Raw genomic sequence first — 24,394 nt, 5'->3', positions numbered from 1 at the left:
CTCCGGGAACGCGGAGCGGATCGTCCCGCTCTCCCACGACCGTGCCCTCAGCCTTCCGGAAGGTATCGGTGACGCCGATCTCGTCCTCGTCCCGCTCGAGGACGGGGACCGCTGCGCGGCGCTCCGAAAGATGGGTAAGACGGTGATAACCATTGACTTAAACCCGCTCTCCCGGACCGCCCGCACGGCGAACCTCACGATCGTCGACGAGGTGACACGCGCTATCCCCGCGATCACCGCGGCGTGCACCACCCTCGAGCCCGGGGAGGGTGAGCGCCTGATCGCCTCGCTCGATAATACCTATCTCCTCCGGGCGGCAATAGATGAGATGAGAGAGAACTTGAGCCATGCTCTGGAGTGAGGTCTACCGGCCCGGGGGGTGCGAGGAGATCGTCGGGCAGGACGAGGTCGTCCGTCACCTCATGTCGTTTGCGGATAAGCGGAGCGTGCCCCACATGCTCATCTCCGGCCCGCACGGCACGGGGAAGACCGTGGCCGTCGAATGCCTGGCAAAACGACTTTACGGCGAGACCTGGGAGGCAAACACAACCATCCTCAGCGCCGCTGACCTCCTTGGAAGGGGAAAGAGCGCTCTTGAGACGGACGAGCGGTTCGCCCTGGTCTACCGCAAAGACCGGAGCCTGATCGTCAACTTCAAGCAGATCGTGAAGTGGTACGCCTCGATGCGCCCGCTCGATGCCGATTTCAAACTGATGGTCTTTGAGGACGCCGAGGGCCTGACGTTCGAGGCACAGCAGGCACTGCGGCGAACGATGGAGCGCTACAGCGCCACCTGCCGGTTCATCATCGTCACTGCCCGGCCGTCGGCGATCATCCCCGCCATCGCGTCGCGCTGCCTGCCGCTCTTCTTCGCCCCGCTTGAGAGCGGGGTCGTCCGCGCCCGTCTTCAGGAGATCCTCGCCGCGGAGGGGGCCACGATCCCGGACGACGATCTCGACCTGATCGTCCATGCGGCACAGGGCGACCTGCGGCGGGCGATCACCTACCTGCAGATCGCCGCCGGGTCTGATAAGGACCTTGACCTTGCAGAGGTCTCGCGCTCCGAGACATTCAATGTGGCAACATCCGCGTTCGACGCACTCCGCGCCGGCAACTTCGCCGCCGCCCGCCGGGTCGCCGAGTCGCTGATGATCGAGTACGGACTCTCGGCGCAGGAAGTCGTCGGCGAGCTCCGGCAGGTGATCCGGCGCGACTACAACCACCCGGCCCTTGCCATCGCGCTCGCCGACGCGGACCACCGCCTCTGCCATAACGCAAACGACTTTGTGCAGATCAATGCACTACTTGCCCGGATTGCCCGGGAGGTGTTCAGTGAAGAAAGTACAGCAGCACTATGATGAGGTCGCGGATATCTACGACGACCGCTATGATGGCCACCGCGGAAAGTATTACCATGGACACATCTCCGACCATGTGATGAGGGAACTCCCGAAGGGCGGGTTCCTCCTCGACCTCGGGTGCGGGACCGGGCTCTTTGTGCAACGCTACGTCGCCGAGGGCGGCCGGGCAGTGGGCCTCGATATCAGCCCGGGGATGGTCCGGCACGGGCGGCAGCGCTGTCCGGAGAGCGGGTTCTGCGTCGGGACGGCCGACGTCCTCCCGTTCAAGGACGCCACCTTCGACGCTCTCGCGAGCCTGCTCGCCTTCAGTTACGTCCCGGACCCGGAGGGGATGCTCCGGGAGTGCTACCGGGTCTTAAAGCCCGGCGGCCGGATCGCCGTCTGCACCCTCTCGCGAACGGTCCTTACGAGCCTTGTCCCCGTCATCTACCAGGTGGGGGAGAAGGTCGGCCTGAAGAAGGTGGGTGTCGGGGACTTCGACGAGCACTACTACACCAACGTCGAGATTGCCGGGCTCTTTAAGGAGGCCGGGTTCGAGAGCGTCTCTGTCAGCCGGTGCTCGTTCGCGCACTTGAACCTCGCGGACCCGGTCTTTAACATCGCGAGGAAGGTGGAGCCGTTCGTCGAGGATAAACTCCCCTACCTCGCCTACAACGTCTGTGCTGCCGGGAAGAAACCGGAGGATTAGGTTACGTCGTACCCTGCGGCAGACCGGCGCCCCGAACTGCTCGGCCAGCCGGTTGCCGCAGCCGGGGTGTCGGCTCCACCCGGGAGAGGGGGCGAACGACCCGACCGCAGATCGAGACTGCGTTTTTGCGTGAACGATTAGTGGGAAGATTGTATGCCTGTGTGATAACCGTCTTCCCATTAACCTTATCTCTGGAAAAACCAATATCCCAGTTATACAGGGGTGTAACGTCATGCTGGTCACATTTGAAGTAACTTATGCTGATGGATGGTGGAGCGCCAGCGCACATGCACCTGAAAATGCCATCTATACCCAGGGTAAAAGCGTTGGCGAGCTCATCGACAATATTCTGGAAGCAACGTCGCTCCATTACACGGAAGAACTCGAAGCGGGGGAACGGATCACCATTGTAACCCGGTATAAATCAGGGACTCCCGAACAGGAGAGCCCGATCCCATCAAATTTCGAATACAAGGTTGATATCATTGCCGCGACACCCGGTTGTTAGTGGGTTTAAGACAATTAAAGTCCTTGAAAAACTTGGATTTTCTTTTCTCCGACAGGTCGGGAGTCACGTCCAGATGCGCAAAGTTGTTGGAGATAAACGGCTCCGGGTTACCATACCTCTTCATGACGAACTTAGCATAGCCACACTGAACACTATCGTCACCGACGTCGCAGAATTTGAGGGTATGACGAAAGAGCAAATCTACGATCTCTTACGGTAATCCTCTTTTTAAAAAGGATAAATAATCCTCCACCGATCGAAAATACATCCGCTCCCTTCACAATGAAGACCGGAGCCGGGCGAGAATCCGGAGCTTCTTCTCAAGCGCCGCTTCCGCCGCCCGCTCAACCCCGGCCTTCATCTCCTCAAAATCCCTTTTATCCTCGTCCACGACCTTCTTGACCGGGGTGTAGGCCGACTCCCGGAACCGGGGCGTGAAGTCCCGGATCTCGCCGTCGACCGAGAGGACCGACTCGGGTTTCCCCTCCTCGACGTAGCCGACCTCTTTCATCGCGACGCCCGCAGACTCGACGACCCGCCGGATCTCGGGCGCGACCTCGGGCGGCGCGACGACCAGGAGAGCGTCGAGGGATACGCCGAGGTAATCGATCTCAAGGGCGTCGAGCATCTCAAGGACCTTTGGCTGCACAAGCGTGCGGAGTTCGTCCTCAACAATCACGATCCGGCAGCCGGCGGTCTCGGCCATCTCGTAGGCGTCGCCTCTGAGACCGCCGTTCGTGACGTCGGTCATGGCGTGGATGCCGTTAAGGACGCTGCTCGCAAGGAGCGCCTCGCAGGCTTTGAGGAAGTGGAGGTTGATCGTCTCCTCGACAACCTCGGGGAACCCGGAGTAGATCGCGGCGGTGGCGATCGTCCCGCCGCCGGCCCCCTCGGTCATGAGAAGGACGTCGCCGGGGGTGATCTGTCTTCGGGCGGTGAGGTGCCGGGCGACCCCGACGGCGCCGACGCACCCGGTCATCCGGGAGCCGAGGACCATGTCCCCGCCGATGCGGAGGGTGGAGCCGGTGACGAGCGGGACGCCCATCGCCTCGCCGACGGCGGAGACTCCCGCCGTGTAGTCGAATATCTTCGCGACGTCGCCGTCGTCGGCGACGTGGATATCGGAGAGGAGGGCGACGGGCTTTGCTCCCATGACGTAGACGTCCCGGAGCGTCGCCCGGGTGACGTGGAACCCGGCGAGGAAGGGGAAGTCGGAGAGGCGGGAGTGCATCCCGTCGACGGTGGTGATGATGTAGTCGCCATGGGCGCGGACGGCTCCGGCATCGTCCATCTCGTCGACGCCGACCGCGGCTGCCGTCCGCCCGATGATCCGGGCGAGCTGCCGGTGGGCGAAGAAGTCACCAGACCCTCTTGAGCCGACGCCGAATTCACCCATCGTCGAGCCGGAGGGCTCGTAGGCGAAGAGGTCGCCGGAGAGATCGGTCGAGTTCTTCGCTTCAGCGAGGACCGCACGGGCGAACGCCTCGGCGTAGGCGGGGGATACGCGGCTATGCTTGACTGTAAGGATATCTTTTGCGAGAAGGCGCACAATCTCGTCGTCAGGAGTGCCGGCAGCGAGGTGTCGGCGGCTGATCTCTTCTACATCCATTGTATGAGTGGTCGGTGCAGAACGAGATAAAAGGAGTGGCGGGAGGAGAGGCAAACGTTCAAGCGGATCTGCGCCGAACGTTGAATAATGGCGGATACGGAGATGATTGCGGCATGTTCCATCGCCGGTTCCGACTCCGGCGGGGGAGCGGGCATCCAGGCGGACTTAAAGACGTTCACGGCGCTCGGGGTCTTTGGGCTGACGGTCATTACAGCGGTCACGGCCCAGAACACCCGCGAGGTGCGGGGAACCTGGATGCTCCCTCCTGAGGCGGTGCAGGCCCAGATAGAGGCGGTCGCAGACGGCTTTGCCATCGGGGCGTGGAAGACGGGGATGCTCGGGAACGCCCCGAACATCCGGGCCGTCGCGGAGGCCCTGCCCGAGGGAGCGCCCCTCGTCATCGACCCGGTGATGGTCTCGACGTCGGGCTACCGGCTGCTTGCAGATGACGCAATCAAGGACCTTGTCGAGATCCTCATCCCCCGGGCGGAGGTCGTCACCCCGAACCTTCCGGAGGCGGAGGTGCTGGCAAAGATGCGGGTCGCGACCGTCGAGGATATGGAAAAGGCCGGCCGGCGGATCCTCGACCTCGGCACCCGGGCCGTGGTGGTGAAGGGGGGGCATCTCTCCGGTGGCACGGCGATCGACCTTCTGGTCGACCGGGATGGAGTGATGCCGCTATCGGGAGAGCGCTATCCCTATTCAGTGCACGGTTCCGGGTGCTGTTTCTCTGCGGCGCTCGCCGCGCACCTTGCCCGGGGAATGTCCGCGCGCCCTGCGTTTACTGCGGCCCGAACGTTCATTGATACGGCCATCCGGGAAGCTTCAGGCGGCCCGGGGTCGCTCCGGATCGTCAACCCGGGGGGAAAGATCATTCGGTGACTTGGAAAAATTGTTTCACCATCCCGGCAAACCTTGAAAGGTTATTTCATATTCCTCTTCAAAACAACATCCTTTCATCACCGGATATAATCCCGGCAAAACTCTCATATCGCCAGAATTTTCCAACATAATTGGAAAATTGCCATAAGATCGTTTAAATCAAATGCGGAGGTTTAATAACTAAGAATCTGTAACAAATGTTAGAATGGATGAGATCGACGATGCGATACTTCGGGAGCTGCAGAGAGACGGGCGAATCTCCATGGCAGAGCTCGGCTCGATGCTGGGCATCGCACCGTCGACGGTTTTCAAACGGATCGAGAAACTGAAGAACGCTGGTATCCTCGAGCGGTTCACGATCGTCATCAACCAGAAGTGCTTCGAGCATACTCTGGTTGCCTTCCTCAACGTCCGGGTCCACCCGGACGGGAAGCCAGAGGTCGAAGAGTTCATGCGGGACCTCCCGAGCATCCTTGAACTCTACGAGGTGCTGGAGCCCGGGGACTTCTTTGTCAAGGTCCGGGTGCAGAACATATCCGAACTGAAGCGGAACGTGCTTATTCCCCTCTCCAGCCTTCCGGGGGTGAAGGATATCCAGACGATCATATCGGTCAGAAAGGTCAAGGAACAGACATGAGCGGATTGGAGATAGAGACCATGCAGCAGATGCTTGCGATCGTGACGCTTCTTTTAGGGGCGCTTCTCATCGCCGTCATCTACAACGCCTACCGGATCGTGAGGCAGCCGACCCTGCTCCTCTTCATCTACGGGCTTTTCACGCTGGTTGTGGGAATCACGTTTGCGGATCTCGTGAGCATCTTCACGCCTGATGCCTTCATCATCGCCTGGTCGGCATTCTTCTCCCGCATCGTGGTGATCCTCGGCCTCTGCGCGATGACCTACGGTATCCTGAGAGGGTGAGATGCGCGCCGGAACCTCGTTTGCCCGGGATTGGCAGCTGATCAAAGTAGCCCGGTCTCTGCGGCGGCACGACGTCACGGGGCCGCTCGTGCAGAGGCTCCTTACAGACGCCTCTGCGGAGACCTCACAGCAGGTCACCGTCATCGCAGACCGGCTCGGCGCAGAGGATGGGGCGGCCCTCCTCGCACGCACCGAGGAGCGGTTCGACCCTCCCACCCTGATGGAAGGGCTCCTCCTGACGTGGGGGATCCCCTGTGAGCTCACGGAGGGAGCCGATGGGAGCGTGACCCTCACCGTCGGCGCCGATGCAGCAGCGGCGATCCGCGAGACCTTCGCGGACGTCCGGGTGGCCGGCCCCTACCTCGCCGGTTACGCCCGGGCGCTTCAGCGCGATGCGGTCCTCGAGTCCGGCGCCAGCGGCAGGATGACGATCCGGTTCCCGCCCCGCGGTGAGTAGAGGGGCGGGAGCACGGTTGCGGCCGTTCCTCCTCCAGAGTTCTTTTACGAATATTTATCCCCTCCGCGGCCCGTTCATCTATCTGGAGTAATTCAGATGGAGAGAGATGGAAGACGATCGTGCCAGAGCTGCGGGATGCCGATGACCGAAGAGGAAGATTTCGGGACGGAAGCGGACGGCACGCTCTCGAAGGACTACTGCACGCACTGTTACCAGGACGGGGCTTTCAGTGCACCCAATATCACCATCGATGATATGACGAAGTTTTGCGCGCCGATCATGTCTCAGTTGTATGCGATACCCCTAAAGAAGGCGGAGAGTTTCACAAAGGAGCAGCTCTCGTGCCTGAAGAGGTGGTGCGGGAGGGAGGTTGCCTTCTGTGGAAGCTGCGGGATGCCCCTTCTCCGCGACGAAGACGCCGGGACGGAGGCGGACGGGTCGCCCTCGCATGAGTACTGCACCTACTGCTACCGGGACGGGGGGTTCACCGAGCCCGATCTCACGCGGGAAGGGGCGGTCGGGAAGTACGCGCCGATGATGGCCGCAAACCTTGAGATGCCTATCGAAAAAGCAGAGGAGATGGTGCGGCAGTACCTCCTGACGCTACCGCGATGGCAGGGGTGAGACCGGCAGCAGCGGGCGAATTCTCATATTCCCGGTCCATAAGGTCGCTACAGGGGAGAGACCGATTGAGCCTGCACGCCGGAAGGCACTACCCGCCGGGCTCCGGCAACTCGATGCCCGTCTCCGGGCACTCGATCCCGAACGCCTTTGCATAGCTCCTGTTTGCCCGTTCAAACTCAGAGAGATCGCCGCCGAAGAAGTCCGAGCCGGCGGCCCGCCGCCTGACGTCCGCAAGGTAGGCAACGATGTGGAGGGGAAGGGGAGGAAGCACGGCGGCCGGGTTGAGCGGGAGGCCGTCATAGCGCCGGTACCAGTGCCGGGCCTGCAGGGGTCGGGGCATCGATGAACGGAACGCTTCCGGCTGGATCTCGTCGCCGTCGAACTCCGCAAGGTAGGCAAGCCCGAATACGTACTCGAAGATGTCCAGAGACTCATAGAAGGCGTAGCGGTTCGGGAAGAGGCCCTGCAGCATGGCGTACAGGGCAAGGTAGGGGTAATCCCGGTAGGACGCATCGCTCCCGAACCGCTCTCGCGCAAGATCCGTGAGCCAGTCCGGGTCGCGGCCGAGGATGGTCGGTATGTTGGCGAGATCGTAGATGGAGACAGTCTCCTGGAGCGGACCGCCGTAACGGTATCTCTTCGGCCTCCGGACGATGGCTTCGAGCATGTTGAAATGCCTGGCGCGGACGGCGGCGATGCCGGCGGCGTAGATAGCGAGGAGGGCCGGGTAATACCGCAACCGGAGGAGCCCCTCGGCAGTCTCCGGCGCGACGGGAGGGATGTTGATCAGCCGGACAAGCATATCGGTGATGAGGTCGGTGAAGGTATCGTCGTAGTACGCCACGGTGGCAGCCATCGCCGCGAGCGGTGCGGTGGTATCCTCCAGTTCCCGGACCATCGCCTGGTAGCAGGCTCCGGGGTCGGTGCCGGCGGCCTGGTAGCGCTCTCGGGCCGCGACGGACTCAAGGACACGGTCGGTCTCCTCGTGGATGAGGTCGGCGAGGACGAGTTCGGGCCGCTGCTCCCGCAGGATGCGTTTGACCTTCTGCACCGCGGTCGCAACGCTCAGCGGCTCTCTGTGGTCGTAGCGGCGCAGAACCTCGATGCGGGAGCGGAGTTCCGCGAAGAACTCGTCGGCGGTTGTGATCGCGATCTCCCACGGGTGGAGCGCCCGTACAACCTCTGCGGGGATGGGTGCGGAGCCCTTGCGCCGGCACCAGAGGGTTGAGTACCTCCGGACCCTCCCTTCGAGTTCTTCCCCGGCGAGGATCCGTACAAGCCCCGTATCGTCCTTTGCCGACCAGCCGCAGACGATCAGCCCGTACTCCGCAAAGATCCTGTGCAGGTAATCCTTGATGTTCGGGGTGTAGTCCTTCAAGTCTTCGGGAGTCATCCGCAGGTCGGTGCTCGGGTAGTCCCCGTTCACCTTGACGATCCGGCACCGGTCGGGGAAGACGGACATCATCTCCGGGTCGCTCAGTTCCGTGATCACCACCGGCTGGACCCCCTCCTCCCGGAGCGCCCGCTCCATGAGGTCGTCGAAGTTCGTGGTGACGATGAGCCCGATAAGCCCCTCCTTCACCATCGCCGCGATCGTCCGGTGGGCGGGTGTCGGGCCGGGGGCGACCCGTTCCCCATCCTCGTCCTCGACGGTGAAGTAGCCGTCGAGGATCGCCTCTTCGTCGCCGTCGCGGGCCTTTAGGGTCTTAAAGAGGCCCGGGAATGTCGGCTCGGCACCGTACCTCTCCCGGTACCAATCCAGGGGGTCGCCGTCGATCCGCTCCATCGAGAGAGCGGCGGTCCTCCGGATCAGGTCGCGGGTGATCTCCCTGCCGGTGGGGAGTTTTCCACCCGATATTCCCGAACCCAGGAGCAGGGCGTAGCGCTTCGGCGACGAGGCAACGGCGAAGGCTGCCGGTATGATATCGTCGGGGATCACGGCAGACTCCTCTCAATTCCATCGGCTTCTCTGAACACGAGTGTACCACCTCAAGCGACCTGCTCACCCGTTGCTATGATCTGTGGCGTCCAGGACATGGCGGGCAAACTGTTCGATCTCTGCTTTTCGTATAGATATCCTTTATCGCTTTGGTGAAAAGGGGGTTGTGCCAGGATGTCCTGCCGGGAGAAGGAGCCTAGACACTTTCAGAACCACCCGGTTCTTCTTCTCCGCCAGAGGCATCGAGACCATCAAGGGAGGTGATCTGGTCCCTCCTCAAGGGGACTTGAACAATAAATACCTTTCGCCCGGGCGCCCCGTGCCGGGGTGCCCCGCGTCGAAAACCGAAGGGTGCGGGTGCCCTGTCCCGGGATCCGGGGGATGCTGTCCGGACGCACAGCCCTCCCGCAAGAGCCCGGAGGGGATGAGAGCAGGTTTCGGGGGTTGACGGGCTGCGGTTATTGATCCGGTCGTGCGGGGGGCGGCCGCACTCCCCGGAGACTTTCCGGGGTCGCCGGAGGGGCAATTCGCGGTTTGCGGTGCTTATGCTCCTGCTCGAAGCCTGATGGCTTCTCCCGCTCCGGCTCTAACGAGCCGTCACGAGTCGCACCTATCGGTGCTTCCGCTCCGGCTCTAACGAGCCGTCACGAGTCGCACCTATCGGTGCTTCCGCTCCGGCTCTAACGAACCGTCACGAGTCGCACCTGACGGTGCATCCGTTCCGGTGCTAACGAACCGTCGCGAGTCGCACCTATCGGTGCATCCGCTCCGGCTCTAACGAACCGTCACGAGTCGCACCTGACGGTGCATCCGTTCCGGTGCTAACGAACCGTCGCGAGTCGCACCTATCGGTGCTCCCGCTCCGGCTCTAACAAACCGTCACGAGTCGCACCTGACGGTGCATCCGCTCCGGTGCTAACGAGCCGTCGCGCACATTAAAAAATCGGAGCCCGATACGGGCCCGGATTCTTCCCACCTGCCGCACCCCCCGGGCTCATCCGGGGCCGTTTTACCATATTCTGGAGTAGATGAACTCGCATAAACCCCAAAATAGCCAACCCGGGCCGTTTGTTCTTTGCAACAACTCCTTTATGCCATGAAATGATCTTTCACCCAGGCGTGTCTGACACTATTAAATCATTCCGGAAAGAATCACTGCGACAAGTATATATATAATGATAAAATAGGTAGTCTCGTCGACCCATAGCCCCATCAGGGGCTTGAGGTCAACTGATTGCCTCATCAGGGGCATGAGGTCAAAGAAGGTGAAATGATTATGCTGAACTTCAAGCAGAATGAAGATGCAGTCTCACCGGTGATCGGCGTCATCCTCATGGTCGCGATCACGGTGATCCTCGCTGCGGTTATCGCGGCGTTTGTGTTTGGGATGGGATCGAATATTGATACGACGAAGACAGTTGGGGTTACGGCGTCCCTTAACACTACGCAACACCTTATAGTTACCATTCAGGGTGGTGGCGATGTTGCTTCTCTGACAGAGCTCAACATGTCAGTCAATGGTGCTAATTTCAGCGCAATCAATGGCAGTAAGATCTATGTTGGTGCACAACTCATCAGCAACGCCAAGATAAACCCTGGGGAACATGTGGTAGTTGTTGCTCACTTCGAGGATGGATCTCAACAGGTCGTCCTGGATAGATTCTACTAAACTATTTTTTTTATTTCGCCGCTTAACCTGAGCGAGTATCTAACGTGCTTTTTCTATGTCCCGGGGAAATAGCGAGAGTCATCCCAGAACGTTCTGTCAAGAGGGGGGAAGAAGCATAGATGGACCTAGAGTCACAGGGGCAACTATGAGCACACTTTCCCAAAAGTGCATATCGTATAACAACCCCGGCAATATTCTCTGTTCCCTAAATCTCGTCTCCCCGACATCCGATTAAGCTCAATAATAAATGAGAGGAGATTTTAAGATACTGATAGTAACAGTGAACCGTCCAGCAACCATTGGGTAACATGGAGATGAACAATGCTCACAAAGAATCAAACTATCCTTTTCTGCCTCCTCGCGGCCGCCCTTATCCTGCCGACGAACATCTATCTCGTCGGGGAAGAAGGCCTCGGCGCCGGCCTCCAGTCGCCCCTCCTCCGCTACCAGCAGACCTACCTCGGGACGAGCGTCATCACTCTTGTCGACGACCTCGACTACGTCACATCCGGCGTCATCGGCGGCCGGTCGGCCCTCTCGATCCTCGTCTGGGCTCTCGGCACCGTCCTCCTCCTCGCGGCCGCCGGGTATCTCGTCTACTGCCGGTATGATGGGATTACCGGGACCAAGAAACCGATTGTCCTCCTCGTCGCCGGTGGTGCCGCTGCATACCTCCTCTCCTGTATCCTCCAGTACGGCCCGCTCCTCCACGGGCCTGCGGGGCTTTCTGTCCCGGTCGGGGTGCCGCTCATCCTCGCCATAGCTGGGTATGTTATGAGGATGGAGGAGGACGAGGAACTGGAGTGTGAGGACGAAGGGGATAGCGGGGAAGATACAGAAGGGGAAGACTGACATATCACACGCCCTCTTTTCCCTGCCGTGAGTTTCTCCTTCTTTGTCCCCGCCTCCTCGCCTGCGCCGTCCCGGTGCTGATCTTCTTCCCGCTCGCCTGGGAGGTCGTCGTCGACTTCCGGTTCGCAACGAGCTGCTGGGAAGGCTACCACTTCTGGATACCGGTGGTGCAGCATCTCTGGTACATCCAGTACGCGATCTTCCCGCTGTAATGGGAGGTATGCCCGGGGATCTTCCTATCTCTCAGCCGGCCCCGGCTCCACGGCATGCGGGACTACCATCCACCGTAAACGCATCAAAACAGACCGCGAGCAGGGGTTTCTCTCATCCTGCCCGCACCGGAGATGAACAGAGCGCCCTGCAGTATCTTATCAACCAGTATCCACGGCCCACATTCCCGACAAACCTTCTCACGACAACGAGCCGCATCCCCTCTATGACGTTACGGCTCGTCGTCGCCCCGCTCCGGGCCTCCATCGTGAAGTTCTCGTTCCCCGGTGCCGTCCCGCCAATCCAACACCGGAGCTCCGAGACAGGATCCATAGTTGTCCCACCATGCACCGTGAACATGATCGTCTTCCTCGACCGGGTTACCGTCACCACGACGGTTTTTGGGCTCATCAGGCATCTGCATCCCAGGGACCATCACTCCCGCAATCCCCGCAAGGACGGCCACGACTGCCCCATCAGGAGTACGCTCACGCCTCCAGAATAATTTTATTTGAACAGACGATTACTACTACTCATGACTCCGGCTGTCACCATCGATGATCTCTATCTTGAAATCAAAAAGATACAGGAGACAATGGTCCGGCGGGAAGATCTTGACGCCCTTCTTGATACCGTTGAGATTCTCAGCAATCCCGAAACAATGGCGCAGATACGCAAAAGCGAAGAAGACATCGCAGCCGGACGATACCGGGAGATATCTTCGATAGACGACCTGCTCGACGAGCTGTCCTGATGGAATGGGCGATCCGGAGGACCGATACATTTGTCGAGAGCCTCTCAAAGGTCAAAGGCAACAAAGAAGTAATAACCGAACTCGGAAAAAAACTTCAACGCCTGAAACAGGACCCTCTCAATACAGGCGGTTGGCTTTCAGGTGCATTACACGGTAAGAAAGCAACCCGGATTGCAAAGCGTTATCGGCTGATATTCCTTCCCGACGAAAGAGAAAGAACGGTATACCTGATAGCAATTGATCATCGCCAGCACGCCTACAGGTTGCGGTGAAGGCCTGCGGCATCATGGACATGCTCCATATGGTCATCAGGTGCCCTGTCCGGCTCGGGCCTCCATTGTGAAGTTCTCGCTTCCCGGTTCCGTCCCGCCAATCCAACACCGGATCTCCGTAACCCGGTCCATCTTCACCTCTTATACGCCCGCATACAGCCCTTGAGGAGCTCGCCGGAGCAGTCCGGACTGCAGGAGGTTCACTTTCAGAGAAGAGAGCCGGAGGGCCGCGAGTCTGTCAGGTTCATGTCCCTGCGCATACACACCGGTATGCCCGACAGGACGACCACGATCGAGATCGTTGAGTCCGACGGCGCCGGAAGGGGCGGGGACGGCTCGACCCCACCACCCGTTGCTGTACGGGCAGTCATACAATTACAACGGCCACAGCCGATCTTCTTCCTCCGGTCCGGTGCATATTCCGGTCTGCTAGAGGAAGTTTCGGAAAAAATAACGGGCGTAAAAATGCCTTCAGGAGCAGTACATGCCCGTGGCCTCTCATTCGCACCCTTCATCCAGGATGGTGGAGAGGACCCCTCCCGGAACACCTGCGCTCGTGATGGTGCATGGGAAATACCCATTTTTATTATAAAATTCTGTGAATAAATCACCGTAAAGGATATATATTTATATTGCTATTCACCCATTCACCGGTTGCCCTATAACCGGGTCTTAATTAGAATTTGCAGTACACCTGCCGGGTGCTCGGCCGAGCACCTGCTTTAGCCAGCCCGTTGTGCATACCGGGAGGTATGTATCGGCGGTCTTGCGGGTGGAGAGCAATCAAGCAAGGGGGGAAAGAATGACTAACCACATGCACCTGGCACTATTGTGCACAGTTGTTATTTTCGGGCTGTTGATATCGCCGGTTACGGCGGTAGAGGCTGCGCCGGGGGAGCACATATACCGAGGCTTCGACAGAGCGCAGAACTTTCCTGATATCGACGGCAACAGGATCGTCTGGGAAGACGACCGGAACGGAGACATAGACATCTATCTCGGAACCGTAGACCAATTCCGGGAGTCGCTCGGCGGTTACACCGGCGAGAGGGTAACGAGTGATCCTGCTTCACAGGAGAGGCCGTCCATCTCGGGAGACTACATCGTCTGGCAGGATGACCGGAACGGAGACTGGGACATCTACCTTCATGATGCCTCTACCGGTGAAGAGAAACAGCTCACCGACGATCTGGGCAAGCAGTGGCTGCCTGCAGTCCGCGGGGGCTACGCCGCCTGGTACGACGACAGTAGTGGCAGGACAAACATCGTCCTCTACGACATCGCCGCCGGGACCGTGAAGGATACCATCGAGACCGATGCGCGGACGACGATCCCCTTCTCAAGCGTGCCGACTGAGTTCAGGCCCGCCCTTTCGGAGAGGTATGTCGCCTGGGTTAACGCATCAGACGATGAGAGGATCTGGTACTACGATATCGCGGCAGAAACAGCAGTCGGCCCGGTATCCACGATTACCGCGCCTCAGTCCTGGCCCTCGCTATCCGGGAGCCTCATCGCCTGGGAAGATTACCGGCACGGGACCACAAATGCTGAGATCTATATGACCGATCTCGACAACCCGGCCGGTGAGGAGCGGCGGATCACCAACGATCTCGGATACCAGGTCTCGCCGGCAATCAGCGACCGTATCGTCGTCTGGGAAGACATGCGGGACGGACCGCGGAGCATTTACATCTATGATATCTCCGCCGGGAGCGAGGAGATGTTTGCATTCGCGCCCGAAAGCACCAATGACGAACAGCTCTACCCCACCGTCAGCGGCAACACGGTCGTCTGGCAGAGGGGTCACAGTCCTAACTCGAACCTTTACATGTTCGTCTACAATCCTTCTGGAGCACCGGTCGAACCCGTACTGACGACCATCGAGGTCACACCGGCAACGGCCACCCTTGAGGCCGGCGCCACCCAGGCGTTCCAGGCAACCGCTCTGGACCAGACCGGCAGCGAGATGGACGGCGTTACGTTCAGCTGGACGAGCAGCGACGAGACCGTCGGGACGATCAGTGCGGACGGCGTCTTCACCGCCGCTGCCGAGGGCACGGCGGATGTCACCGCAACAGCAGGCGATGTATCCGGGACCGCGACCGTCACGGTCAGCTCCGAAGAACCGGCCTTAACGAGCATCGAGATCGACCCGTCGGCCGCCACTCTCGCAATCAACGAGACTGAAACATTCAGGGCAACCGTTCTCGACCAGTTCGGCGCCGAGATGACCAATGTCACGGTCACCTGGACGTCCAGCAACACGACCGTCGGGGAGATCGATACAGAAGGCGTCTTCACCGCTCTCGCAGTTGGAACAACGACCGTTACCGCAACGGCAGACAACGTCTCTGCGGAAGCAGCCGTTACCGTCGCCGAGGAAGTGCCAGCCCTGGAAAGCATCGAGATCGAACCGTCCGCCACGACTCTCCAGGTCAATGAGACGGAGGAGTTCGCGGCAACCCTCCGCGATGCGGACGGCAACACCATCTCCGGCATTCCGGTCACCTGGGCAAGCAGCAACGAGACCGTCGGGACCATCGACGGTGACGGTATCTTCACCGCCCTTGCGGCGGGAACAACAGACGTCACCGCGACGGCAGACAACGTATCCGGAACCGCGACCGTCACCGTGACCGAGACCGAGGAAGATTCGGTCGCAACGAGCATCAGGATCAACCCGCCCCGGGCCACCCTCGCGGCCAACGACACCCAGCGATTCATGGTGACAGTCTTCGACCAGAACGACCAGCCCATGCCCGCCGATGAGGTCACCTGGACAAGCAGCGACGAGACCGTCGGGACCATCGGTGCGGACGGCATCTTCACCGCCCTCGCTGCCGGAACAGCGAACGTCACCGCGACGGCAGGCAACGTATCCGCGGAAGCAACCATCACCGTCAACGGCGATGAATCGGCGCTCGCGAGGATCGAGGTCCTGCCGTCGGCAGCCACCCTGAATGTTGATGGCAACCTGCTCTTTGACTTCGTCGCGTTCGACCGGTCCGGCAACGTCATCTCGGACGTTGCGGTTACCTGGGCAAGCAGCGACGAGACCATCGGGACCATCGACGCTGACGGCACCTTCACCGCTCTCGCCGCGGGAACGGCGAACGTCACCGCGACTGCAGACAACGTATCCGGGACCGCGGCGATCACGGTCAGCGATGAAGAGCCGGCCGAAACGACCATCACCGTCACACCGGCGGCAATCACCCTGAACGTTGAGGACACCGCAACCTTCGCCGCTCTCGACCAGAACGGCCTCCCCGTGCTCGCCACCTGGACGAGCAGCGACGAGACCGTCGGGACCATCGATGCTGACGGCACCTTCAGCGCTCTCGCTGCAGGAACGACAACCATCACCGCATCGGGCGAAAACGCCACCGGAACAGTGGATGTGACGGTCACCGACGAGTCCTCGGGGGTCGTGATCTCCCCTTCAGAGATCACCGTCAATGCCGGGGATACCAGGCAGTTCAGCGTGACCGCGTATGACCCGGAGGGCAACGTAACGTCCGGCGAGGTGATCTGGTCGTCTGATGACCCGAGTGTCGGCGCGATCGAACCTGACGGCGTCTTCACCGCTCTCGGGGAAGGCACTACAACCATCACCGCAACGGTTGCCGGGATCAACGAGACCGGGACCGCGATAGTGACGATCCAGCCGGCGCCCATGGCGCTTACGCGGATCATGGTCAATCCGTCCAGTTTCACCATCCCCGCCAACAACACCCTGGTGCTCACCGCGGCCACCATTGACGATGAGGGCAACCCCATACCTCTCGATGATGGCACCTGGACGAGCAGCGACGAGACCGTCGGGACGATCGATGAGTCCGGCACCTTCACCGCTCTCGAGGAAGGCACGGTGACCCTCACCGTATCGGCGGACGGGGCCTCGGGCTCTGCCTCCGTGACCATCGGGCCTTCGCTCCCGGTCCCGGCCGAGATCGAGATCGAGCCCGCCACAGCCACGGTGGCGCCCGGAGAGACCCGGGAGTTCACTGCCACGGTCTTTGACCAGCACGAGAACGCGATGGACTGGGTCAGGATTGACTGGTCGTCTTCTGACCAGGACATGGGCTCGATCGATCGCGCCGGGCTCTTTGCAGCGTTCGCAGAAGGGTCTGTAGATGTGGTGGCATCAGCAGGCAGCATGGTGAGGATGGCGGCAGTCACCATCGCGACCGGCGCCGTACCCGAACCTACCCCGACCCCGACCGACCCTGGAAACAGCGGTGGATCGACAGGCGGCGGGGGTAGCGACGGCGGTGATAGCAGCCCCACCTTCTTCGCGGGGATACACGAGAACCTGAGAGGCGGGGAGACGTTCACCTTCACGGGTATCCCCGTCTCCTCGGTCAGCAGCGTTGCCGTCACGGCGGCCGACGCTATCCCGAGGATGATGGTGACGGTGAAGGAGACCGCTCTGCCTTCTGCTGCGGAATCCCCCATCGGTGACGTCTACGAGTACTTTGATGTCAACCTCAACTGGGCAAGCCCGCGGGCCGTCAGTAACGCGACGGTGATCTTCACCGTCCCTGCTGATTGGCTTGAGGAGCGCAACATGACCGCAGAGGATGTCAGGCTCATGCGCTACGTCAACAGCAGTTGGCAGAGCCTCGCGACCACCGTCATCGGGGAGGAGGACGAGAACTACCACTTCCGGACGATCATCCCCGGGTTCTCCACCTTTGCCATCACTGCGACATCGGCGAACGTGACGCCCATCGAAGAGACGAACAGCACAGTCGGAGGGGAGACCAACTCCACGAGCGGAGGGGAGATGAACGTCACGCCCACGGTCACCGTGACCGGAGACGCGACGACGGAGATGACCACCATGCCGACGACGGCACAGGCGGCACCGCTCGTCTATGCGTCCCTCCTCGCTCCACTGGCATTCTTCCTCTGGCCGAGGAAGAAGAACTAACCCACCTTTTTTTGACGCTGTTACGTGAATGCTCACGAGCACCCGCTCGCAGGGAAAGGGAATGCAGCACCAAATGCTGTATGCCGCCTCCGTCCAGCCAGAGGAGCGTCATAACCGATGTGAGCGCAAGGACTCTCTCCTGCGGAGTGCCGGTCTCGGTGCGAATCCCTCCGCCTCCTTTCGATGGAATCCTGTAAAAATCGGAAGAGAGAAGGGCCGTAATGTCCCTGGTCTCCTCTTTTGGTCTACATCAGTACCGATCTCTGGTGCCCGCTGCCGGTTTATGTCTCGATGGCAATCGGGGTTGTGTCTGTCTCCATGGTGGTCGGGATTGTCTCTGTCTCGATGGTTGTCGGGGTTACATCCGTCTCCATGGTGGTGGGGGTTGTCTCAGTCTCCGTCATGGTCGGGGTTTCAGTCGGCTGTATGCCGTCTCCACCCGGCGAGGTGCATCCTGCGACCAGTATGCCGGCGCTCACGATAAGAAGCGCCGCCAGAAGGACTAGGTTAGGCCTCATGGCAGAGGCCATAACATACATGTTATTTATAGATTGCCCCCCGCGCCGGAGACCGGGCTGCCCATAGGGGCATTCACGTCTTCGCTCACTCCGGTCTTCCACGACATCGAAACGTTCGCCCGGACAGCAGGATCCCATACCGCAACCGGAGCATGCCCTGCGGACAAGAACCACGGGAATCGCGAAGGGAAAAAGAAGAAGAAGGGGGTAACCCCGCTCCCTGTATCACTCCACGATGAAGTCGCCGTTCATCGAGGGGTGGATGTCGCACTGGAAGTAATAGGTTCCCGGCTCGGACGGTGCCGTGAAGGTGTAGGTGATCTCGGCGGGCCCGGTGATGATATCGCCCACGAAGATCGCCTCCGACCGGAGAGGACCGTCGTAGACCGCGACGTTGTGGGGGATGCCGCCGTCCTGGTTATCAAAGACCATCGTCACGCTCGCCCCCCCCGGCACCGTGATCGTCTCCGTATCGAAGGCAAGGTTATCGGCGGCGATCTCCACCGTCGTCTCGGCGCCGGGAGCCGCCGGGGTCGCTGTTGGTGTCGCGTTCATCGTCGCTGTCGGGGTCACGTTCACTGTTGCTGTCGGTGTCGCGTTCATCGTCGCCATCGGGGTCACGTTCATCGTCGCCATCGGGGTCACGTTCATCGTCGCCATCGGGGTCACGTTCACTGTTGCTGCCGGGGTCACGTTCACTGTTGCTGCCGGGGTCACGTTCACTGTTGCTGCCGGGGTCACGTTCATCGTCGCCGTCGGGGTCGGCGTCATGCCATCCATCCCACCGGGACGGAGGGCTATGACCTGGGCCATCTCCCCGACGCCGCAGGGCCAGATGATGGTGTCGTTCGCGACCGCAGGCCAGGCGTTGATCCCCGCAGGAGCGGTGAAGTTCCAGACCTCTTCGCCGGTCACAGCGTCGAAGGCGTAGATCGTCCCGTTGAACGTTGCCGTGAAGACCAGGTCGTTGACGACCGTTGCACCGCCCACGTTGATGGAGTCAAGTTTCCTGTCCCAGAGGATCTTGCCGGTATCTGCCTCAATAGCCACAAGCCCGCCGGTTCCCTCGGGGACCGACTGGATCTCCGCCTGGGGTGCACCCTCGACGCCCAGGGAGAGCGAGCTCGTCGGCGTCCAGTTGGTGTAGAGGTCGACGTAGGGCGCGTAGACCGTGTTGTTCGCGTAGGCCATCGGGGTCTCGACACCGCCGAGCGCTCCCGGGTAGACCGTCGTGTTGCCGGGCGGCAGCCGCGCAAGCTGGTCGTTCTCGTGCCTGCCCACGACGGCGATCCAGAGAATGGCGCCAGTATCGCGGTTGAAGGCATAGACCCTGCCCATCTTCCCGCCGCTGATCACAATCTTCTGGTCCTCTCCGCTGATGTTCGCGTTGGTGAGGATCGGCGCGATCTGGAGATCGTGGTCGAAGAGATCGTGTGCAAGGACCTGCGTGAACCAGGACATATTCCCGGTCGCATGGTCGAGTGCCATCAGAGTGTTTGTGTAGAGGTTCGGGCCGGGCCGACTTTCGCCGTTCGGGAACTCCGGGAGCCCCGCGAACGGCGCCGGGTTCGCTATGGCCCAGTAGGTGATTCCGGTCTCCTTATCCACCGCCGGAGTGTACCAGGCCCCGCCGCCGCTGTTGACCTCCGGGTTGCCCCAGATACCCACCGGGTCGTCGACCGTGCTGACGTTCCACACAATCTCGCCGGTCTCCTGGTCGAGAGCGTAGAGGAACCCGACAGCGCCGCCCTGGTAGAAGACGTCACCGCGGCCGGGGACCGTCGAGGTGAAGACGAGGTCGTTGTAGACCGTAGGCTGGATGTCGATACCCTCGCCGATGATCTCTCCCTCAAGAGGCGTGGTGTTGATGAGCTGCATCGACCAGAGTTCTTCTCCGCTCGATGTGTTCAGCGCTGCGATGGAGAACGGGTCGTTCGTCACGAAGACCTTGCCCCACCCGACCGCCGGCCCGTTCGGCCCGGTCACGGTGGTGTTGTTATAAATCCTCTCCCACTTCACCGAACCGTCGGCAAGGTTCAGGGCGTAGGTGTCGGCAAAGAGGTCCTGGAAGTAGACGGTGTCCCCTACGATGAGGGGGTTACTGCTCGCGCCGCCGAAGGTGCCGGTGGCGTTGATATCAAACGTCCAGGCGATGGCCAGGTCGTCCACATTCTCACTACTGATCGATACGTTGGTCGTTGCGCGTGTATTCTCGTAGTCTCTGTTCGGAAGCGGCCAGTCGGCCGCATACTGCAGGATCTCCGGCGGGACTCCCTCCGCCGTCTGAAGCTCTGTTGTCGCGTTGGAGATGTCGCTCGCGTTCTCTTCCTGGGCGACCGCCCCGGAAAAGAGCATCAAACACCCTACCAGGGTGATGATCAGGAGCCTTGGCAATCTCTGCATACGGGGCAGGAATGAGAAACCCATGTTATATACCTTTCGTAAAGGCGCCCTTTCCTCCCCAAAAAATGCCGGATTCCTGAAAAAACTTCCGAAATGGGTTCGGCTCAGTCCGAGGATGGCAAACATCACTACAAGGCGCTCGCCGGTTATCGAAGAAGGGAGAGGAAAGGGAGCCTCGCCCCCCTCTTCCACGTACCAATCCGGATCATTCCACGATGAAGTCACCGTTCATCGAGGGGTGGACGTCGCACTGGAAGTAATAGGTCCCGGGCTCGGACGGAGCCATGAAGGTGTAGGTGATCTCGGCAGGCCCGGTGATGATATCACCCACGAAGATCTCCTCCGACCGGAGGGAACTGTCGTAGACCGCGACGTTGTGGGGGACGCTGTCCTGGTTGTCAAAGACCATCGTCACGTTCGCTCCCGCCGGCACCGTGATCGTCTCCGTATTGAATGCAATATCCTGTGCCGTGATGTTCACCATCGTCGCGTTCCCTGTCATATTCCCTCCGACGGTGACGTTGACCATGTCAAACACGAGCGGGATGAGCGGCGTGTGGTCGTTATTGACCACCTGGACCGAGAGGTTATGCTCGCCTGCCGTCACGTTCTCCCAGGTGTGGGAGAGGTTTGTGGAGATGACGTAGCCGCCGGTCGGCGGGATGGCGGGTTCGCTCGCGTTCGTCGGCACCGGGGCGTCCAGGTAGTAGTGCAGGTGACCCTCGCCTGGCATGTTCGGCTGGCCGGTCGGTTCCACCAGCGTGAAGTTCGTCAGGTTCACCGCAACCGTCACGTTCCCGACGGGGACGCTGGCATTTGCCTCCGGCGATGCAATGGTGACGTTCGTCTCATTCGTCTCGCCCACGGCCATGGTCATGACCGGGGTCGGGCCGCCCCCATACTCCTGGGCGACCGCCCCGGAGAAGAGAACTACACACCCTATCATCAGGGTGATGATCAGGAGTCTCGACAATCTCGCCATACGGCGCAGGGGGAGGGGTACCGGAAGTATATACTTTTCGCAAGGCTCTCCCGGGAGCAGGATTAAGTGATGGGCTGGCGTATCTCCGCCCATGATACGCACAAAACGGGTCTACGAAGAACCCTCGGAGGACGACGGCACCCGGGTCCTCGTCGACCGGCTCTGGCCGCGGGGGGTCTCGAAGGCGGAGGCAAAGATCGACCGGTGGGAGAAAGACCTTGCGCCGAGCAGCGAACTGCGCCGTTGGTTCGGGCATGACCCGGCGAGGTGGGAAGAGTTTTTCCGGCGCTACCGGGCCGAACTCGATGGAAAGGAGGAGGTGCTTGCCAGGCTCCGGCAGGAGGCAAGCGAGGGAACCGTCACCCTCCTCTACGCCGCCAGAAACGAGGAGCAAAACAACGCCGTGGCGCTGAAACGCTACATTGAGGGCGAGTAAGCCGGAGCGCCGACACCTACTTATGATTGTGAGAGATGTCACTCCCCATGACCATGGAGAGCAACAGGATATCCTACCACGAGTCAGCAAGAACCGTCTACAAGCGGCTCAAAGCGGACGGCATGTCCAACGTCTGGGACCGTTACGAGGCCCAGGGCCTCGGGAACGACCCCGACCGGCGGTGCGCCTTCTGCCAGGGAGGCGCCCGATGCGACTTCTGCTCGAACGGCCCCTGCCGGGCCGACGCCAGCCGGAACTGGCGGGGCGTCTGCGGGCTCAACGCCGACGGCATGGCGATGCGGATGATGCTGCTGCGGAATGTCATGGGCGCATCGAACTACCACTTCCACGCAGCGCAGGCGGTCCGGACCCTCAGAGCGACCGCGGAGGGGAAGACCCCGTTCTCGATCGCCGAGCCGGAGAAACTCCGGACGTTTGCGGGACGGCTCGGCATCGACACGAGCGGGAGCGACGCGGAGATTGCCCTCCGGCTCTGCGACTTCGTCGAGGAGGACTTCCACCGGTTCACCTACGAACCGAGCCTGATCGTTGAGCGGCTTGCTCCACCGGAGCGAAAAGAGGTCTGGAAGCAACTCAAACTCTTCCCGGGCGGGATCTACGGGGAGACAATCGTCGATACCGCCTCGACGCTCACGAACGTCGATGGGTGGTTCGCGAGCCATGCCATGCGGGCGATGCGCCTCGGTGTCGCGATGGCTTATCAGAGCGAGATCGTGCTTGAATACATCCAGGACATCCTCTACGGCATCCCCCGCCCGCACCCCATGCGGGTCGACCTCGGGGTCCTCGACCCCGACTATGTCAACGTCCTCCCGAACGGTCACGAGCCCTTCCTCGGGTTCGCCCTCATCGACCTCGCCCGCACCGACGAGTGGCAACAGAAGGCGCGAGCCGTGGGGGCGAAGGGTCTTCGGATCATCGCGAACATCGAGACCGGGCAGGAACTGATCCAGAGAAGAGAGATGGACAATGTCTTCTACGGCTACACGGGCAACTGGATCATGCAGGAGGCGGTGCTTGCCACCGGGGCGGTCGATGTCTTTGCCGCCGACATGAACTGCTCGCTCCCGCTCGACCCCCTCTACGCCGAGAAGTACCACTTCAAACTGATCCCGGTCAGCGAAGTCGTGGTCTTCGAGGGCGGGACGGAAAGGCTCGAGTACGTCCCGGAGGAGGCAAAAGAGCAGGCAGCAGCGCTCCTCCAGATGGGGATCGAGAACTTCCAGGAGCGGCGCGAGAAGGTAAGGCCGATCCTGGGTCTTCCCGTGCGGGAGGCGGTGGTCGGGTTTGCCACGGAGAGCATCGTCGAGGCGCTCGGCGGGAGCCTTGACCCGCTTCTATCAGCGATAAAAGACGGCACCATCCGGGGCGTTGTGGGGCTCGTCTCCTGCACCACCCTCCGGGACTACGGGCAGGATGTCCACACCGTCGCGGTGGCGGAGAACCTGATCGCTCGCGACATCCTTGTCCTGGGGATGGGGTGCGGCGTGGCCGGGCTCCAGGTCGCCGGGCTCTGTTCCCCTGAGGCAAAGGAGAAGGCCGGGCCGGGGCTCGCGGGCCTCTGCACGGCGCTCGGTGTGCCGCCGGTCCTCGGGTTCGGGACCTGCACCGACACCGGGCGGTGCGCCGACCTCCTCTTCGCGGTCTCTGACGCCCTCGGCGGCGTCCCGCTCCCGGACCTCCCTGTCGCCGTCGCCGCTCCGGAGTACATGGAGCAGAAGGCGACGATCGACGCCCTGTTTGCGCTCGCGCTCGGCCTCTACACCTACGTCAACCCGGTCCCGACCGTGACCGGGGGGCCGGACCTCGTCAAACTCCTCACCGAGGACCTCCCCGGCATCACCGGCGGGGTGCTCCACGTCGAGACGGACGCGGTCGCGGCGGCGGAAGGGATGCTCGCGCATATCGAGGCGAAACGGACGAAACTGGGGCTCTAAGATCCCTGGATTCCTCTTTTTAACAGAGACCGGGCGCGGAACAAAAAGCGTTTAAGGTCCGGCGGCCCACGAGACTTCAATGGGCTTCTTACGCCGCACAGGGGCGGACTTTCTCCTGATCAACCTCCTCCTTCTGGTTCTCACCCAGCCCGGCGCACTCGTCCTGGCCGGGTTCGATCCGCCGTTCAGCCTCGCGGTGAGCGCCACCATCTGGATGGCCGCGTTCGTCGGCGCCTCCCCTCTCGCCGTCCTCTACCTTCTCATCAGGAGCAACTCCCTCGGCAGGCGGTTCCTCCCGGTAACGGCGGCGTACATCGTCCTGGTACTCGCCGTGGCCTACGCTTCGTATCTCCTGCAGCAGCCTCTCTTTGAAGGGTTCAGGGCGCCGGGTTATGAACAATCATTCCCCATCTTT

Annotated in this window: 25 protein-coding genes; 19 read left to right on the top strand and 6 right to left on the bottom strand. The window is 61.1% G+C overall.

The genetic code is table 11. The annotated features are described in order from the left end of the window. The 5 genes from QZ650_RS04110 to QZ650_RS11850 form a co-directional block, all read left to right on the top strand. The coding region (locus tag QZ650_RS04110) for a phosphopantothenate/pantothenate synthetase family protein (protein ID WP_292522466.1) at positions 1-361 on the top strand (361 nt) is incomplete at its 5' end. Beyond that, entirely contained in the window at positions 348-1,358 is a 1,011-nt protein-coding gene (locus tag QZ650_RS04105; protein ID WP_292521468.1) for an AAA family ATPase, read from the top strand. The genes QZ650_RS04110 and QZ650_RS04105, both read left to right, overlap by 14 nt. Beyond that, the gene (locus QZ650_RS04100; protein WP_292521470.1) at positions 1,333-2,049 is read left to right on the top strand and encodes a methyltransferase domain-containing protein; all 717 of its coding nucleotides are present in this window, start codon (positions 1,333-1,335) and stop codon (positions 2,047-2,049) included. The genes QZ650_RS04105 and QZ650_RS04100 overlap by 26 nt, the downstream gene beginning before the upstream one ends. 232 nt (positions 2,050-2,281) lie before the next feature. Then, the gene (locus tag QZ650_RS04095; RefSeq protein WP_292521472.1) at positions 2,282-2,557 is read left to right on the top strand and encodes a hypothetical protein; all 276 of its coding nucleotides are present in this window, start codon (positions 2,282-2,284) and stop codon (positions 2,555-2,557) included. Then, positions 2,526-2,777, top strand: coding sequence for a type II toxin-antitoxin system HicA family toxin (locus QZ650_RS11850; protein ID WP_366830495.1), 252 nt, complete (start codon positions 2,526-2,528; stop codon positions 2,775-2,777). The genes QZ650_RS04095 and QZ650_RS11850 overlap by 32 nt, the downstream gene beginning before the upstream one ends. A 57-nt stretch (positions 2,778-2,834) precedes the next feature. Here QZ650_RS11850 and QZ650_RS04090 read toward each other — a convergent pair whose 3' ends face one another. Then, the gene (locus tag QZ650_RS04090) at positions 2,835-4,166 is read right to left on the bottom strand and encodes an AIR synthase-related protein (protein ID WP_292521474.1); all 1,332 of its coding nucleotides are present in this window, start codon (positions 4,164-4,166) and stop codon (positions 2,835-2,837) included. 87 nt (positions 4,167-4,253) lie between these two features. Between QZ650_RS04090 and thiD the strand changes: the two genes are divergently transcribed. The 5 genes from thiD to QZ650_RS04065 all read left to right on the top strand — a co-directional run bounded on the left by thiD (position 4,254) and on the right by QZ650_RS04065 (position 7,050). Continuing rightward, entirely contained in the window at positions 4,254-5,048 is a 795-nt protein-coding gene (gene thiD, locus QZ650_RS04085) for a bifunctional hydroxymethylpyrimidine kinase/phosphomethylpyrimidine kinase (protein ID WP_292521476.1), read from the top strand. A 205-nt stretch (positions 5,049-5,253) separates the two neighbouring features. Next, on the top strand, positions 5,254-5,685 hold the full coding sequence (locus tag QZ650_RS04080) for an Lrp/AsnC family transcriptional regulator (protein ID WP_292521478.1): 432 nt from the start codon (positions 5,254-5,256) through the stop codon (positions 5,683-5,685). Continuing rightward, complete coding sequence (locus QZ650_RS04075; RefSeq protein WP_292521480.1) at positions 5,682-5,969, top strand: hypothetical protein; 288 nt, start codon at positions 5,682-5,684, stop codon at positions 5,967-5,969. Before QZ650_RS04080 ends, QZ650_RS04075 begins: the two co-directional genes overlap by 4 nt. A gap of 1 nt (position 5,970) precedes the next feature. Further along, on the top strand, positions 5,971-6,426 hold the full coding sequence (locus tag QZ650_RS04070; protein ID WP_292521482.1) for a hypothetical protein: 456 nt from the start codon (positions 5,971-5,973) through the stop codon (positions 6,424-6,426). Between the two features lie 96 nt (positions 6,427-6,522). Then, the gene (locus QZ650_RS04065; protein WP_292521484.1) at positions 6,523-7,050 is read left to right on the top strand and encodes a zinc ribbon domain-containing protein; all 528 of its coding nucleotides are present in this window, start codon (positions 6,523-6,525) and stop codon (positions 7,048-7,050) included. An 88-nt stretch (positions 7,051-7,138) separates the two neighbouring features. On the opposite strand, the gene QZ650_RS04060 is transcribed toward QZ650_RS04065, so the two are convergent. After that, positions 7,139-8,989, bottom strand: a complete 1,851-nt coding sequence (locus QZ650_RS04060; protein ID WP_292521486.1) for an SIR2 family protein — start codon at positions 8,987-8,989, stop codon at positions 7,139-7,141. 1,276 nt (positions 8,990-10,265) lie between these two features. On the opposite strand from QZ650_RS04060, the gene QZ650_RS04055 reads away from it, so the two are divergent. The 3 genes from QZ650_RS04055 (at position 10,266) to QZ650_RS04045 (ending at position 11,722) form a co-directional block, all read left to right on the top strand. Further along, positions 10,266-10,658, top strand: a complete 393-nt coding sequence (locus QZ650_RS04055; protein WP_292521488.1) for a type IV pilin N-terminal domain-containing protein — start codon at positions 10,266-10,268, stop codon at positions 10,656-10,658. Positions 10,659-10,979: 321 nt separating this feature from the next. Then, on the top strand, positions 10,980-11,510 hold the full coding sequence (locus QZ650_RS04050; RefSeq protein WP_292521490.1) for a hypothetical protein: 531 nt from the start codon (positions 10,980-10,982) through the stop codon (positions 11,508-11,510). Between the two features lie 74 nt (positions 11,511-11,584). Further along, positions 11,585-11,722 carry a hypothetical protein gene (locus QZ650_RS04045; RefSeq protein ID WP_292521492.1) on the top strand — a complete coding sequence of 46 codons (138 nt, stop codon included), beginning with the start codon at positions 11,585-11,587 and terminating at the stop codon, positions 11,720-11,722. 112 nt (positions 11,723-11,834) lie between these two features. Here the strand turns inward: QZ650_RS04045 and QZ650_RS04040 are convergent, their stop codons facing one another. Next, complete coding sequence (locus tag QZ650_RS04040) at positions 11,835-12,131, bottom strand: hypothetical protein (RefSeq protein ID WP_292521495.1); 297 nt, start codon at positions 12,129-12,131, stop codon at positions 11,835-11,837. Positions 12,132-12,255: 124 nt separating this feature from the next. On the opposite strand from QZ650_RS04040, the gene QZ650_RS04035 reads away from it, so the two are divergent. The 3 genes from QZ650_RS04035 to QZ650_RS04025 all read left to right on the top strand — a co-directional run bounded on the left by QZ650_RS04035 (position 12,256) and on the right by QZ650_RS04025 (position 17,682). Then, positions 12,256-12,474, top strand: a complete 219-nt coding sequence (locus QZ650_RS04035; protein WP_292521497.1) for a hypothetical protein — start codon at positions 12,256-12,258, stop codon at positions 12,472-12,474. Beyond that, the gene (locus QZ650_RS04030; RefSeq protein ID WP_292521499.1) at positions 12,474-12,746 is read left to right on the top strand and encodes a hypothetical protein; all 273 of its coding nucleotides are present in this window, start codon (positions 12,474-12,476) and stop codon (positions 12,744-12,746) included. Before QZ650_RS04035 ends, QZ650_RS04030 begins: the two co-directional genes overlap by 1 nt. Positions 12,747-13,602: 856 nt before the next feature. Next, entirely contained in the window at positions 13,603-17,682 is a 4,080-nt protein-coding gene (locus QZ650_RS04025; RefSeq protein ID WP_292522465.1) for an Ig-like domain-containing protein, read from the top strand. 281 nt (positions 17,683-17,963) lie between these two features. On the opposite strand, the gene QZ650_RS04020 is transcribed toward QZ650_RS04025, so the two are convergent. The 3 genes from QZ650_RS04020 to QZ650_RS04010 all read right to left on the bottom strand — a co-directional run bounded on the left by QZ650_RS04020 (position 17,964) and on the right by QZ650_RS04010 (position 21,585). Then, positions 17,964-18,200, bottom strand: coding sequence for a hypothetical protein (locus QZ650_RS04020; RefSeq protein WP_292521503.1), 237 nt, complete (start codon positions 18,198-18,200; stop codon positions 17,964-17,966). A gap of 225 nt (positions 18,201-18,425) precedes the next feature. Further along, complete coding sequence (locus QZ650_RS04015) at positions 18,426-20,603, bottom strand: PQQ-binding-like beta-propeller repeat protein (RefSeq protein ID WP_292522464.1); 2,178 nt, start codon at positions 20,601-20,603, stop codon at positions 18,426-18,428. A gap of 205 nt (positions 20,604-20,808) precedes the next feature. Further along, entirely contained in the window at positions 20,809-21,585 is a 777-nt protein-coding gene (locus tag QZ650_RS04010; protein ID WP_292521507.1) for a cupredoxin domain-containing protein, read from the bottom strand. 91 nt (positions 21,586-21,676) lie between these two features. Between QZ650_RS04010 and QZ650_RS04005 the strand changes: the two genes are divergently transcribed. From QZ650_RS04005 to QZ650_RS03995, 3 genes are all read left to right on the top strand, one after another. After that, positions 21,677-22,021, top strand: a complete 345-nt coding sequence (locus tag QZ650_RS04005; RefSeq protein WP_292521509.1) for a DUF488 domain-containing protein — start codon at positions 21,677-21,679, stop codon at positions 22,019-22,021. A gap of 53 nt (positions 22,022-22,074) precedes the next feature. Then, on the top strand, positions 22,075-23,979 hold the full coding sequence (cooS, locus tag QZ650_RS04000; RefSeq protein WP_292522463.1) for an anaerobic carbon-monoxide dehydrogenase catalytic subunit: 1,905 nt from the start codon (positions 22,075-22,077) through the stop codon (positions 23,977-23,979). A gap of 79 nt (positions 23,980-24,058) precedes the next feature. Next, positions 24,059-24,394, top strand: a 336-nt coding sequence (locus tag QZ650_RS03995) for a hypothetical protein (RefSeq protein ID WP_292522462.1), incomplete at its 3' end; no start/stop codon positions are given.

This window comes from Methanoculleus sp. (genome assembly GCF_020696975.1).
Lineage (GTDB): Archaea > Halobacteriota > Methanomicrobia > Methanomicrobiales > Methanoculleaceae > Methanoculleus.
The sequence above is the reverse complement of the archived record's forward strand: the minus strand, read 5'-3'. Positions and strand labels throughout refer to the sequence as shown.

What these genes read in the sequence shown, in the direction of transcription:
- QZ650_RS04070 (WP_292521482.1), top strand. Translation starts at nt 5,971, where the DNA reads ATGCGCGCCGGAACCTCGTTTGCCCGGGATTGGCAGCTGATCAAAGTA.
- cooS (WP_292522463.1), top strand. Translation starts at nt 22,075, where the DNA reads ATGGAGAGCAACAGGATATCCTACCACGAGTCAGCAAGAACCGTCTAC.
- QZ650_RS04035 (WP_292521497.1), top strand. Translation starts at nt 12,256, where the DNA reads ATGACTCCGGCTGTCACCATCGATGATCTCTATCTTGAAATCAAAAAG.
- QZ650_RS04065 (WP_292521484.1), top strand. Translation starts at nt 6,523, where the DNA reads ATGGAGAGAGATGGAAGACGATCGTGCCAGAGCTGCGGGATGCCGATG.
- QZ650_RS04075 (WP_292521480.1), top strand. Translation starts at nt 5,682, where the DNA reads ATGAGCGGATTGGAGATAGAGACCATGCAGCAGATGCTTGCGATCGTG.
- QZ650_RS04055 (WP_292521488.1), top strand. Translation starts at nt 10,266, where the DNA reads ATGCTGAACTTCAAGCAGAATGAAGATGCAGTCTCACCGGTGATCGGC.
- QZ650_RS04020 (WP_292521503.1), bottom strand. Translation starts at nt 18,200, where the DNA reads ATGAGGCCTAACCTAGTCCTTCTGGCGGCGCTTCTTATCGTGAGCGCC.
- thiD (WP_292521476.1), top strand. Translation starts at nt 4,254, where the DNA reads ATGGCGGATACGGAGATGATTGCGGCATGTTCCATCGCCGGTTCCGAC.
- QZ650_RS04105 (WP_292521468.1), top strand. Translation starts at nt 348, where the DNA reads ATGCTCTGGAGTGAGGTCTACCGGCCCGGGGGGTGCGAGGAGATCGTC.
- QZ650_RS04030 (WP_292521499.1), top strand. Translation starts at nt 12,474, where the DNA reads ATGGAATGGGCGATCCGGAGGACCGATACATTTGTCGAGAGCCTCTCA.
- QZ650_RS04095 (WP_292521472.1), top strand. Translation starts at nt 2,282, where the DNA reads ATGCTGGTCACATTTGAAGTAACTTATGCTGATGGATGGTGGAGCGCC.
- QZ650_RS04090 (WP_292521474.1), bottom strand. Translation starts at nt 4,166, where the DNA reads ATGGATGTAGAAGAGATCAGCCGCCGACACCTCGCTGCCGGCACTCCT.
- QZ650_RS04005 (WP_292521509.1), top strand. Translation starts at nt 21,677, where the DNA reads ATGATACGCACAAAACGGGTCTACGAAGAACCCTCGGAGGACGACGGC.
- QZ650_RS04040 (WP_292521495.1), bottom strand. Translation starts at nt 12,131, where the DNA reads ATGAGCCCAAAAACCGTCGTGGTGACGGTAACCCGGTCGAGGAAGACG.
- QZ650_RS04080 (WP_292521478.1), top strand. Translation starts at nt 5,254, where the DNA reads ATGGATGAGATCGACGATGCGATACTTCGGGAGCTGCAGAGAGACGGG.
- QZ650_RS04010 (WP_292521507.1), bottom strand. Translation starts at nt 21,585, where the DNA reads ATGGCGAGATTGTCGAGACTCCTGATCATCACCCTGATGATAGGGTGT.
- QZ650_RS04015 (WP_292522464.1), bottom strand. Translation starts at nt 20,603, where the DNA reads ATGCAGAGATTGCCAAGGCTCCTGATCATCACCCTGGTAGGGTGTTTG.
- QZ650_RS04050 (WP_292521490.1), top strand. Translation starts at nt 10,980, where the DNA reads ATGCTCACAAAGAATCAAACTATCCTTTTCTGCCTCCTCGCGGCCGCC.